Below are 11,726 nucleotides of genomic sequence, written 5' to 3'. Positions count from 1 at the left end.
GAGCGCCCAGCGGCCGGGAGCGGACTCGTCGAAACGCGCTCCGTCACCGACCAAATCGCACACCGCCCGGTAGCCGTCGGCCACGATCGAGCGCACCGCGTCGGGGTCGCACAGGCCAGCGCCCGCGGTCACGGTGTCGGCGACGTGCGCCTCGACCGAGTCGTCGTTCTCCGGGTTTTCCGGCAGCGCGACGGCGATGCCGCCCTGAGCGTAGTGCGTCGCGGTCGCGCCGTGCGCCTGGTCGGCCTTGCTCAGGACGACGACGTTGCGCCCGGCGCGGTGTGCGGCCAGCGCGGCGGCCAGCCCGGCGACGCCGGTGCCGATGACGACGACGTCAGCGGTGTGAGTCCAGTTGGGACGGACGGTCATTCGCCACCGCCCGGCTGCCCGATCTCGATCATTCGCTGCACGCTGCGCCGGCCCAGCGCCGCGATCTGCGGGTCGACGTGCATCTCGTCCGCTCCCTCGACCAGGCAGCGCAGCAGGGCCGCGGGGGTGATCATCTTCATGTACTTGCAGGACGCACGGTCGTTGACGGCCTGGAAGTCGACTTTCGGTGCCGCCCGGCGCAGCTGGTGCAGCATGCCGACCTCGGTGGCGACCAGGACCTTGCGGGCCTGCGTCTGGTTGGCGGCGTCGAGCATTCCGCCGGTGGACAGGATCTTCACCCGCTCGGACGGGAATGCGCCCTCGCCGGCGAGGTACAACGCCGAAGTGGCGCAACCACATTCGGGGTGCACAAAGAGTTCCGCGTCGGGGTTGGCGCGGGCCTGCGCGGCCAGTTCGTCACCGTTGATCCCGGCGTGCACATGGCATTCCCCCGCCCACACGTGCAGGTTCTGCCGGCCGGTCATCCGGCGGACGTGGGCGCCCAGGAATTGGTCCGGGCAGAACAACACTTCCCGGTCGGGGTCGATGGACTCGACGACGTCGACCGCGTTGGACGATGTGCAGCAGATATCGGTGAGCGCTTTGACCGCCGCCGTGGTGTTGACGTAGGAGACGACGACGGCGTCGGGGTGCTCGTCCTTCCAGGCGCGCAGGTCCTCGGGGGTGATCGAGTCGGCCAACGAGCAGCCGGCCCGCTGGTCCGGGATGAGCACCGTCTTCTCGGGACTCAAGATCTTGGCGGTCTCGGCCATGAAGTGCACCCCGCAGAACACGATGGTGTCCTCGGGCGCCTCGGCGGCGATCCGCGACAGCGCCAGCGAATCCCCGACGTGGTCGGCCACGTCCTGGATCGCGGGCAGCTGATAGTTGTGCGCCAGCACCGTGGCGCCGCGCAGCTTCGCGAGCCTGCGAATCTCGCTCGCCCACTGCTCATCGGAGTCGACACCGGCGTAACCGGCGGGTGAATTCGTGATCTCGGCCATCATGCCTTCGGCGAGCGTGTCCATGCGATTTACAACCGTCACGGCGGCTCCTTTCAGCCCAGGAGGTTTTCGACTTATAATCGAAAACATGGCCCATGGTAGCACCGCACATGAAGTGCTCGCGGTCGTGTTCCAGGTTCGCCCGCCCACCGAACAGGTTACGAAGGGACCCCGAGCACAGAAACCGCAGCTAAACGTGCTGTTATGGCAGCGTGCCCAAGATCCGCAACGCGGCGCCTGGTCGCTGCCGGGCGGCCGGTTGCGCAATGACGAGGACATGACCACGTCGGTGCGGCGCCAGCTGGCGGAGAAGGTCGACCTGAAACAGCTGGCACATCTCGAGCAGCTGGCGGTGTTCTCGGACCCGCACCGGGTGCCGGGCGCCCGGGTGATCGCGTCCACCTTCCTGGGCCTGGTCCCCTCCCCCGCCAGCCCCGAGCTGCCGCCGGACACCCGCTGGCATCCGGTGAGCTGCCTGCCGCCGATGGCGTTCGATCACGGCCCGATGGTGGCCCACGCCCGCACCAGGCTGATCGCCAAGCTGTCCTACACCAACATCGGGTTTGCCTTGGCCCCAAGGGAATTCGTGCTCTCGACGCTGCGTGACATCTACGGGGCCGCGTTGGGCTACCAGGTTGACGCGACAAACCTGCAGCGCGTGCTGGTGCGCCGCGGGGTCATCAACCAGACCGGCACCATGGCGCAGTCCGGCCGCAGTGGCGGCCGTCCGGCTGCGCTCTACCGATTCACCGACACGCAGTTGCGGGTCACCGACGAGTTCGCTGCGCTCAAGCCCCCGGGGTCCCCTGGCCAGGTTTGACCGGTGTTGCGCGCACCCCGGCTAAGCTTGCGGGAAGCGCCGTCGGGTGAACCGACACCCTAGTGGCGCGTTCGACCTTTACGCGTGGGCGATAAGTCGCTCACAGTGCGGCGATTACGTTTTGGTTACCTGCCGTTCGTGCGCGACAATGCCGGATGGCCTAGGAGGGAGGCTCAATGACTGAGCTCGGCAACCTGGCAGGCACAAGTGGCGCGGAATGGATCGCCCGGCCGCCCCACGAGGAACTGCAGCACAAAGTTCGCCCGCTGCTGCCCCGCGACGACCCCTTCTACCAGCCGCCGCTGGGCTTCCAACACGCCGAGCCCGGCACCGTGCTGCGCTCCCGCGACGTCGAGCTGGCGTTCCTGGGCCTGATCCCGCAACCGGTCAAAGCCGTCCAGCTGCTCTACCGGACGATGGACATGAACGGCGAGCCCGAGGCTTCGGCGACGACGGTGATCGTCCCGGCCGATCTCGCCCCGCATCGTCCCTGCCCGCTGCTGTCCTACCAGTGCGCGATCGACGCCATGTCGTCGCGTTGCTTCCCGTCCTACGCGCTGCGGCGCCGGTCGAAGGCCATGGGGGCCATCAGCCAGCTCGAGCTTTTCCTGATCACCGCCGCCGTCGCCGAGGGCTGGGCCGTCTCGGTACCCGACCACGAAGGCCTGCGGGGCATGTGGGGCGCGCCGTTCGAGCCCGGCTACCGCGTGCTGGACGGCATCCGGGCCGCGCTGAACTCCGAGCGCCTCGGGCTGTCCCAGGAGGCCCCGATCGGGCTGTGGGGCTACTCCGGCGGCGGGCTGGCCAGCGCATGGGCGGCCGAGATGTGCGGTGACTACGCACCCGAGCTCGACATCGTCGGCGCGGTGCTGGGATCACCCGTCGGCGATCTGGGCAACACCTTCCGCAGGCTCAACGGCCGGTTGTTCGCGGGCCTGCCCGCGCTGGTGGTGGCCGCGCTGTCGCACGTCTACCCCGACCTCGACCGGGTGATCAAAGAGCACAGCAACGAGGAGGGGCGCGCCCTGCTCGAGTCGCTGGAGGACATGACGACCGTTGAGGCGGTCGTCCGCATGGCCGGCAAGAACATGGGCGACTTCCTCGACGAGCCGCTCGAGGCCATCCTGTCGACGCCCGAGGTGAAGTACGTCTTCGACAACATCAGGCTGGGCGCCGCGGTGCCGACACCGCCGGTGCTGATCGTGCAGGCCGTCCACGACTACCTGATCGACGTGCATGACATCGACGTTCTCGCCGACGCGTACTCCGCGGGCGGCGCCAAGGTCACCTATCACCGCGACGCGTTCAACGAGCACATGATGCTGCACCCGCTGTCGGCCCCGATGACGCTGCGGTGGCTGACGGACCGGTTCGAACACCGCCCGCTGACCGAGAACCTCGTCAGGACCACCTGGCCGACGATGTTCAATCCGATGACCTACGCCGGAATGGCCCGGCTGGCCAAGATCGCGGCCAAGGTCGTCACCGGGAGGAAGATTCCCCGCCGTCCGCTATGACACGGCCGGTTCCGCGGCGCCGCCGGATCCCACGGGCAGCGCGTCGGAACGACCATCGGCTGCCGGGCGGGCCCCGAGGTCATCACGCGGGTCCGCGGCCGCCCGCACGGAGTACACCAGCGCGGCGATCGCGGCGGGCCACAGCAGGGTCAACGCCACCTGTAGCGGCCCGTCCGAGAAGAACACCGGCGGCGCCTCGATGACGTACGCCACCGACGGCTTGCCCTGCAGCGGCACCGCATCGAAGTTCAGCGCGCCGTAGGCCAGCCGGACCAGCACCGCCCCCACCGCCGAGGCGATGGCGGCCACCGTCACCATCCCGGCCGACAGCGCGATGACCATCCCCGGCCCACGGTGCGCGCGCCACTGCCACGCCAACACCGCGGCCACCACGGCCAGCGCGGTCAACAGACCCAACATCAGGCACGGCGCGTCGAAGAAGTGCCCGGATTCGCTGCCCAGATAGTCGTGCACCCGCTCGCCCGCGCGGGTGATCGCCACCACCGCGTGGATGGGCGGGGCGATCCACGCCCACAGCCCGCCGATCAGCAGTCCGACCACCGCCGTCCCGAGCACGGCGACGGCGGCCCTACGCAGTCGCGACCTGCGGGGGACGCGCGTCGGCTCGGGCGTCTGCGGCAAGGGGTGCTCGGTCACCGTTGTGCCTCCAGGTCGGCGGAGTCCACCTCGCCGTGTCGGGAGCATTTCGCCCGCCAGCCGTCGGGACGGACCTGCACCACCATCCGCCGCCCGCACGCCGCGCAGTATCGGGGTGGTTCAAGACCCAGCTGGGCCGCTGTCGGCATCGCGGTGCCCCCCAATTCGCCGGTGTAGACGTTGTAAATACCGGCGCTGACCGGAGCGCCCAGCTCCCGATCCACGAGCTTCCCGGCCCCAGTCACTACCGCCCCGGCCTACAAGCTGGCATTGAGCGCTTTGATCGGCATCTGCAGATCGTCGAGCAGCTCGAGGTCGGATTCGGCCGGGCGGCCGAGGGTGGTCAGGTAGTTCCCGACGATGACGGCGTTGATACCGCCCAGGATGCCCTTTTTGGCGCCCAAATCACCCAGGGTGATCTCGCGGCCGCCGGCAAAGCGCAGCATGGTCCGCGGCAGCGCCAGGCGGAAGGCCGCCACCGACTTCAGCGCCTCGGAGACCGGCATCACCTCGAGGTCGCCGAACGGCGTGCCCGGGCGCGGGTTGAGGAAGTTCAGCGGCACCTCGTCTGGGCCGAGCTCGGCCAGTTCGGCGGCGAACTCGGCGCGCTGCTCGAGGGTCTCGCCCATGCCCAGGATGCCGCCGCAGCACACCTCCATGCCGGCGTCACGCACCATCGACAATGTCTGCCAGCGCTCTTCCCAGGTATGGGTGGTCACGACGTTGGTGAAGAACGAGCGGGCGGTCTCCAGGTTGTGGTTGTAGCGGTGCACGCCCATCTCCGAGAGCCGCTCCACCTGCTCGGCCGTCAGCATTCCCAGCGAACAGGCGACGTTGATCTCGACTTCGTTGCGGATCGCTTCGATGCCGGCCGCGACCTGGGCCATCAACCGCTCGTCGGGGCCGCGGACGGCGGCCACGATGCAGAACTCGGTGGCCCCGGACTTGGCGGTCTGCTTGGCCGCCTCGACCAGGCTGGGGATGTCCAGCCGGGCGCTGCGCACCGGGGAGGCGAACAGCCCGGACTGCGAACAGAAGTGGCAGTCTTCCGGGCAGCCGCCGGTTTTCAGGCTGATGATGCCCTCGACCTCGACCTCGGGGCCGCACCAGCGCATCCGCACCTCGTGGGCCAGCGCCAGCAGGTCGTCGAGCCGGTCGTCGGGCAGCTGCAGCACCTGCAGCACCTGGTCCCGGGTCAGTCCCTCGCCGCGCTCCAGGACCTGCTGCCGGGCCACAGCCAACACGTCAAGCGTGTCGTCATTGTCGGCATCGGTCGTCGGTCGGATTGGCGCTTGCGTCACGCGGTACTCCCCTGCGTCTTTGGTCGGTTGCTGCGAGTTGTCCTACCCGTCGCAACCGTCTGCCACCCGATCGTGGCAGCCTGAGGTAAATGGTGTTCAAAGTAGGGTAACGGTGCGCCGGGGGTGACTAGATGACTGGCCCGCACGTTGAATACGTGGCCCATCACTGGATCTTGTTGGCGGCGCCGGCCTTCTTGCCGGCGATCGTCGTCGTCGGCGTTGTGCTCTACGTGGCGCTGCGCGATCGCCGTTCCCACGGAAAGTCGGACGAAGCCGCGCGCCGCAGCAATGCGCCTGATCAAGACGGTGATTGACTTAGCCCCGATCCGGGCATTCCGCTTGCTGCGAGGTGGATCACAATTTTCAGCGGTCTGGCGTTGAAAGGGTTTGACGATGAACTCGACGGAAGTGACGTTCGTTGCCGAGGCTCCGGCTCGCGGAGCCGGGCTGAATCAGGTGATCGGGTTGTCGGTCGCCGCGATGGTGATAACACTGGTGATGCTGTGGGTGGGTTACGCGCACCGCAGCCATCGCATCCACTGGTTGAGCCGGATCGCGGACAAGCTCGGGGAGAAGTTCCATCGCCCTGCCTGGGTGGCTTTGCCGGTGATGATCTTCACGACGTCGATCATCTGCGCCCTGTTCGGCTTCATCTGGGATGTCAGCTGGCACATCGGCAATGGGCGTGACCCCGGCCCGTTGGCCAACCCGGCGCACTACTTCATCATCATCGGGCTGTTCGGAGTGTTCCTCGGCGGCATGACGGCGGTCGTGCTGCCGTTCGACAAGCCGGGTCCCGCCGCGGTGCGCATCACCAAGAACTGGTACGCACCGGTGGGCGGCGTGCTGATGGCCGGCTGCGGGCTGTACGCGATGATCGGGTTCCCACTCGACGACATCTGGCACCGGATCTTCGGGCAGGACGTAACCCTTTGGGGCCCAACGCATTTGATGATGATCGGTGGCGCGTGCTTTTCTCTGTTCGCGGTGCTGATGCTGGAGCGCGAAGGCGAACAGGAGCAGGCCGAGGAAGTCGCGCACGGCGCGTTCATCACGTTCCTGCGTTACCTGTCCTTCGGCGGGATGTTCATCGGCCTGTCGGTCTATCAGATCGAGTACGACTTCGGCGTCGAGCAGTTCCGGCTCGTGCTGCAGCCGATGATGATCGCCGCCGCCTCGGCGCTGGCCGCGGTCGCCGCCCGCATCACGATGGGTCGCGGAGCCGCGATCATCTCGGCGGTGTTCGCCATCGCGCTGCGCGGCGGCGTCGCATTGCTGGTCGGCCCCATCCTGGGGGCGCCGATCAACTGGTTCCCGCTGTATCTGGGCGCCGCACTGGTGGTCGAACTCGTCGCGCTGACGCCGTTGTTGAAGCGACCCGTCGCCTTCGGCGCGGTGGCCGGCCTCGCCGTGGGGACCGTCGGACTGTGGCTGGAATCCCTCTGGATCGCGACCGTCTACCACTACCCCTGGCCCGCCAAGATGTGGCCGGAAGCGCTGGCGATGTCCGTGCCGGTGGCCGTGCTGATGGGGGCGTGCGGAGCGTTGTTCGGGATGGTGCTCACGGGGCAGCGCCTTCCCGGCCGCCGGGTCGGCATCGCCGTCGTCACGCTGACCGTGCTGGTGATCGGCGGAGCGGTGGCCAACGGCCTGCACATCGTGGTGCCAGGCAAGGACACCGCCTACATCACGTTGACCGAACAGCCCAGCGCGCCCGGGCAGCGCATGGTGTCGGCCGACGTGTTGCTGTCCCGGCCCGACCTGGTCAGCCAACAGCCGGACTGGGTGACGATCCTCTCGTGGCAAGGCCGGATGAACAACCAGCGGGGTTTGGTGATCGACAAGCTCGAACGGGTCGCCCCCGGGCACTACCGCTCGACCCAGCCGGTCCCGGTGTGGGGGACGTGGAAGACGCTGCTGCGGATCCAGGACGGCTACACGATGACCGGTGTGCCGATCTACGAGCCGGCCGATGACGCGATTCCGGCGCCCGAGGTGCCCGCACAGGCGTCGAGCACGCGACCGTTCGTGCAGGAGGTCACGATCCTGCAGCGCGAACGCGACCAGAACGCGCCGGCCTGGTTGTTCACCGCCGGCTCGATCGTGGTGTTGTTCCTGACGCTGATGGTCATCGCCGCTCTTACGTGGGGCGCGGGCCGCCTCAACGGCGCCGATGATGCGCCGGATCGGATCGAGGAGAAGCAGCCCCTCCCCAGGGCGGCGTGAACTCATGAGACTTCGCGACACCGTCATTCTCGCGTGGGTGGCGGCGCTGAGCTGCGGCCTGATCGCCTGCAGCAAGCCGGGAAACCAGCCCACGAGTGCGGCCCCGGTCGTCGACGTCACCATCACCAAGGGCCAGGTGACGCCGACCAACGCCACGCTGCAGGCCAAGGTGCACCAGCAGATCACCTTCCACGTCACCAGCGACGCCACCGACGAGTTGCATGTGCACTCGACGCCCGACCACAAATTCGAAATCGCCGCGGCGCCCAATCAGACGTTTCAGTTCAGCGTTGACGTCCCCGGCAACGTGGAAGTAGAGCTGCATCACCTGGACCGGACGGTGGCGACCATCCAAGTGCAGCCGTGACGGCCGGCCCCGCGACCGTGATCCTCGCGCACGGTCTCGGCGGGTCGGGCGATCTTCCGGTTCCGTATGCCTACGCGATGGTCGGTGCGGCATGGGCGCTGACGTTCACCTTCGCCCTGGTCGCGTTCGCGTGGCGGCGGCCGCGGTTTGATCCGCTCAAGCCCGGTCGTCCGTTGCCTGCGGCTGTGACCACGATGGTCGACGCGCGCGCGACCCGGTGGACGGCGGCCGGGCTGGCTTTGCTCTTCACAGTGTGGGTGGTGCTGGCCGGGGTGTTGGGTCCCCACAACCAGTCGAACGCGCTTCTCGGCGTCTTCTATGTGCTGCTGTGGGTCGGACTGGTCGCTGCCTCGCTGGCGTTCGGGCCGGTGTGGCAGGCGATCTCACCGATGCGCACCGTGTACCTGGTGTTGCGGCGGATGACGCCGAGGCGACTGGGCCGGGCACGGGTGGCCTATCCCGCGAGCTGGGGCTACCGCCCGGCCGCGGCAGGGCTGTTCGCGTTCGTCTGGCTCGAGCTGGCCAGCCCGGACTCGGCATCGCTGCCCTTGGTCAGATCGTGGCTGCTGGTCTACGCCGTGCTGATGCTGGGTGGGGCGTGGCTGTGCGGGCAGCGCTGGCTGGCCCGGGCCGACCCCTTCGGCGTGTACAGCATGGCGGTGTCGCGCCTGTCCCCGTTCCGGCGCAACCACCAGACGCGACGGATCGTGGTGGGAAACCCGCTCGACCACCTGCCCTCGTTGCCGGTGCGGCCGGGCATCGTCGTGCTGTTGGCGGTGCTGCTCGGGTCGACGGCGTTCGACAGCTTCTCGTCCTCACCGACCTGGCGCGCCTTCAGCGACCGGGTCTCGCGTGGCTTCGGCATGCCGGCGACGGCGTCGTCATCGGTGTTGCGAACGATCGGGCTGATCATCTTCATTTGCGTTGTGGCGCTGACGTTTTCGCTGGCCGCGCGGGCGACCGGGGGCGTCGACGCCGAGCAACGCCGGGCGCTGCCCGGCCAGATGGCGCACTCGCTGATCCCGATCGTGGTGGGCTACATCTTCGCGCACTACCTGTCGTATCTGGTGGAGCGCGGGCAGCAGGCCGTCTTCGCGCTGGCCGATCCGTTCGGCCACGGCTGGAACCTGCTCGGGTTGGCGCACCTGCATGTCGCCTACGTGCTGTCCACCCATCCGCCGGTGCTGGCCGGTGTCAAGGTGACCTGCGTGGTGACCGGGCACATCGTCGCCGTGATCGCGGCCCACGACAGGGCCCTGCGGCTGCTGCCGGCCGGCCATCAACTCACCGGCCAGCTGACCATGATGCTGGTGATGGTCGGCTACACGTTCACCGGCTTATATCTGTTGTTCGGTGGGTAGGTTTCAGACCATGGCCAAGCCGAGGGCGCGCGTCGTGCTCGACAGATGAGCGCGCACGGCCTCCCGGGCCTTCTCGAGGTCGCCGTCGCGCAGCGCGTCGGCGATGACGCGATGTTCGTCCATGATCGTCGTCATGCGCTGCGGGTCGCGTGTCATCGAGTCGCCGATCATCCGCATCTGCCGGTCGCGCAGCGACGAGTAGAAGTCGGACAGCATCCGGTTTCCGGATTCCTCCAGGGTGACCAGGTGGAAGGTGCGGTCGGCCTCGAGAAAGTCCTGCCAGTCGGATTTCGCGGCGGCGTCGTGCTGGCGCCGCAGCTCCGCCGCCAGCCGCTCGAAGACGGCCGCGCACGCCGCCGGACCTCGGCCGATCACCTTGTCGGCCGCAAACTGCTCGAGCACCAGCCGGGCCTCCAGGACCGACCTGGCCTCTTCGGACGAGACCGGTACGACGAGGGCGCCCCGCTGCGGATACAGCCTGAGCAGCCCTTCGGCCTCCAGCCGCAGGAAGGCTTCGCGCACCGGGGTTCGCGACATGCCCAACGCCGACGCGACCTCCCCCTCGCTGATCAACTCCCCGCCGGGAAACGCGCCGGTCAGCACCTGGCGCTTCACGTAGTCCAGGGCGCGGTCCTTGGCCGCGGGGCGGCCACCGCTGGGCTTCGTCGCCACGGCACCTCCTTGCAGCGCAGTCGTATCTCACTCGTGTTCATGACAGTACACACCGATTGCAACTGAGATACAAGATGGATACTATATAGGCACAAGCTTGGAAGGGAGCTCTGCAATGTCCATCACCGACTCCAACCGATCACTGGCCGCCACTTTCGATCCGACGATTCCGGCGCCGATGACCAATGTGGCCGAGTACGGGTTCGAAGGGCGATTCGTCGACTGGGCCGATGACGCGCGCTACTTCGAGTACTCCAAGGCCGCCAACCCGATCGGCTCGGGGCACGCGCCGATGGTTCCGATCAGGCAATTCGGTCCCGAGATGTACCTGGACCAGCCAACGGGAGTGATTCCGCTGGACCTGTCCAGGGAGCTGGGCATCAACGCCGGCGAGGCGACCAGCCCGGCCCTGTTGGCCAACTTCCTGCGCGTCCGCGCCGGCGAGCAGATCGACACCAGCCCGAACGCGACGTCGCAGCTGTACTACGTGCTCTGCGGGCGGGGCTTCGCGGCGGTGAACGGGCGGCTGGTCAAGTTCGAGAAGGGCGACTTCCTGACGCTGCCAGCGGGTTCCCACTCGGTGTTCTACGCCGACGCCGAGACCGCCATGTACTGGGTGCACGACGAGCCGCTGCTGCGCTACCTGGGCGTCCAGGCGAACGAGCCGAGGTTCGCGGCCACCAAGTTCGCCCGCGCCGACGCCGTGGCCAAACTGGAGGAAATCGCCAACCAGCCCGGCGCGAACGACAAGAGCCGGGTCAGCGTGCTGCTGGCCAACGCCAACCAGGAGCAGTCGCTGACCATTACCCACGTCCTATGGGCCATGTTCGGGGTGCTGCCGGCGGGCCAGCAGCAGCGTCCACACCGGCATCAGTCGGTCGCGCTGGACCTGATCCTCGACGCGCCGCCCAGCGGCTGCTATTCGCTGTTGGGCACCCGCCTCGACGAGCGCGGTGACATCGTCGACCCGATCCGGGTGGACTGGCAGGCCGGTGGCGCGTTCACCACGCCCCCGGGCATGTGGCACGCCCACGTCAACGAGACCGACCAGCCCGCCCACCTGATCCCCGTCCAGGACGCGGGCCTGCAGACCTACCTGCGCAGCCTCGACATCAAGTTCACACAGCGCCGCGACCTCGTCGCGGGCTGACCCGGGGTCAGCCGAGCGGGTACTCGACCCGCTCGTCGCCGTCCCAGCGGCGCAGCCCGGCGAAGCGGCCGTCGATTTGCGACGGCCGCGCGGCGATGGTGACGGCCCGGCCCAGGTGGGCGTCGTCGACCCGGCGGGCCACCGTGACATGGGCGGTCCACTGGCCGGGCAGGCTGTTGGCCATCGGCTCGGGCAGCAGGTGATTCGCGCACAAGCGGTGCACCTCGGCGTGCAGATCGAGCAGCTCGCGCGACGGCACCACCAGCCGGGTGAGCACGACAT

The 11,726-nt window shown here is 68.3% G+C and carries 13 protein-coding genes and 1 pseudogene; 7 read left to right on the top strand and 7 right to left on the bottom strand.

The window, feature by feature from the left end:
* Both JOZ00_RS00085 and nadA read right to left on the bottom strand, forming a co-directional pair.
* On the bottom strand, positions 1 to 369 hold a 369-nt coding region (locus JOZ00_RS00085), incomplete at its 3' end, for an FAD-dependent oxidoreductase (protein ID WP_293338199.1).
* Positions 366 to 1,415: a quinolinate synthase NadA gene (nadA, locus tag JOZ00_RS00080; protein WP_293338197.1), complete on the bottom strand. Its 1,050-nt coding sequence runs from the start codon at positions 1,413 to 1,415 to the stop codon at positions 366 to 368. The genes nadA and JOZ00_RS00085, both read right to left, overlap by 4 nt.
* Positions 1,416 to 1,461: 46 nt before the next feature.
* Between nadA and JOZ00_RS00075 the strand changes: the two genes are divergently transcribed.
* Positions 1,462 to 2,193: an NUDIX domain-containing protein gene (locus JOZ00_RS00075; RefSeq protein ID WP_293338195.1), complete on the top strand. Its 732-nt coding sequence runs from the start codon at positions 1,462 to 1,464 to the stop codon at positions 2,191 to 2,193.
* A 176-nt stretch (positions 2,194 to 2,369) separates the two neighbouring features.
* Positions 2,370 to 3,710 (top strand): lipase family protein, encoded by a 1,341-nt coding sequence (locus JOZ00_RS00070; RefSeq protein WP_293338193.1) that lies wholly within the window; start codon positions 2,370 to 2,372, stop codon positions 3,708 to 3,710.
* On the opposite strand, the gene JOZ00_RS00065 is transcribed toward JOZ00_RS00070, so the two are convergent.
* Genes JOZ00_RS00065 through bioB form a run of 3 tightly spaced genes read right to left on the bottom strand, consistent with a single transcriptional unit; the run spans position 3,705 to position 5,668 of the window.
* Positions 3,705 to 4,307: a DUF2567 domain-containing protein gene (locus JOZ00_RS00065; protein ID WP_293338203.1), complete on the bottom strand. Its 603-nt coding sequence runs from the start codon at positions 4,305 to 4,307 to the stop codon at positions 3,705 to 3,707. The genes JOZ00_RS00070 and JOZ00_RS00065 overlap by 6 nt on opposite strands.
* Positions 4,308 to 4,363: 56 nt before the next feature.
* Positions 4,364 to 4,591, bottom strand: a complete 228-nt coding sequence (locus JOZ00_RS00060) for a hypothetical protein (RefSeq protein WP_293338201.1) — start codon at positions 4,589 to 4,591, stop codon at positions 4,364 to 4,366.
* 33 nt (positions 4,592 to 4,624) lie between these two features.
* Positions 4,625 to 5,668 (bottom strand): biotin synthase BioB, encoded by a 1,044-nt coding sequence (bioB, locus tag JOZ00_RS00055; RefSeq protein WP_293338191.1) that lies wholly within the window; start codon positions 5,666 to 5,668, stop codon positions 4,625 to 4,627.
* Positions 5,669 to 5,799: 131 nt separating this feature from the next.
* Here bioB and JOZ00_RS00050 point away from each other — a divergent pair, with 131 nt between their 5' ends.
* From JOZ00_RS00050 to JOZ00_RS00035, 4 genes are all read left to right on the top strand, one after another.
* The gene (locus tag JOZ00_RS00050) at positions 5,800 to 5,982 is read left to right on the top strand and encodes a hypothetical protein (protein WP_293338189.1); all 183 of its coding nucleotides are present in this window, start codon (positions 5,800 to 5,802) and stop codon (positions 5,980 to 5,982) included.
* Between the two features lie 79 nt (positions 5,983 to 6,061).
* Positions 6,062 to 7,894: a hypothetical protein gene (locus JOZ00_RS00045; RefSeq protein ID WP_293338187.1), complete on the top strand. Its 1,833-nt coding sequence runs from the start codon at positions 6,062 to 6,064 to the stop codon at positions 7,892 to 7,894.
* A gap of 4 nt (positions 7,895 to 7,898) precedes the next feature.
* Positions 7,899 to 8,261 carry a hypothetical protein gene (locus JOZ00_RS00040; protein ID WP_293338185.1) on the top strand — a complete coding sequence of 121 codons (363 nt, stop codon included), beginning with the start codon at positions 7,899 to 7,901 and terminating at the stop codon, positions 8,259 to 8,261.
* Positions 8,258 to 9,622 carry a hypothetical protein gene (locus JOZ00_RS00035; RefSeq protein ID WP_293338183.1) on the top strand — a complete coding sequence of 455 codons (1,365 nt, stop codon included), beginning with the start codon at positions 8,258 to 8,260 and terminating at the stop codon, positions 9,620 to 9,622. The genes JOZ00_RS00040 and JOZ00_RS00035 overlap by 4 nt, the downstream gene beginning before the upstream one ends.
* A 3-nt stretch (positions 9,623 to 9,625) precedes the next feature.
* Here JOZ00_RS00035 and JOZ00_RS00030 read toward each other — a convergent pair whose 3' ends face one another.
* Positions 9,626 to 10,294, bottom strand: coding sequence for a GntR family transcriptional regulator (locus tag JOZ00_RS00030; protein WP_293338181.1), 669 nt, complete (start codon positions 10,292 to 10,294; stop codon positions 9,626 to 9,628).
* A gap of 115 nt (positions 10,295 to 10,409) precedes the next feature.
* Between JOZ00_RS00030 and JOZ00_RS00025 the strand changes: the two genes are divergently transcribed.
* Complete coding sequence (locus JOZ00_RS00025) at positions 10,410 to 11,444, top strand: cupin (RefSeq protein WP_293338179.1); 1,035 nt, start codon at positions 10,410 to 10,412, stop codon at positions 11,442 to 11,444.
* Between the two features lie 7 nt (positions 11,445 to 11,451).
* Here the strand turns inward: JOZ00_RS00025 and JOZ00_RS00020 are convergent.
* Positions 11,452 to 11,726: pseudogene (locus tag JOZ00_RS00020) on the bottom strand (hypothetical protein); the annotation flags it as partial.

This window comes from Mycobacterium sp., from assembly GCF_019243155.1.
GTDB lineage: Bacteria > Actinomycetota > Actinomycetes > Mycobacteriales > Mycobacteriaceae > Mycobacterium.
The sequence above is the reverse complement of the archived record's forward strand: the minus strand, read 5'-3'. Positions and strand labels throughout refer to the sequence as shown.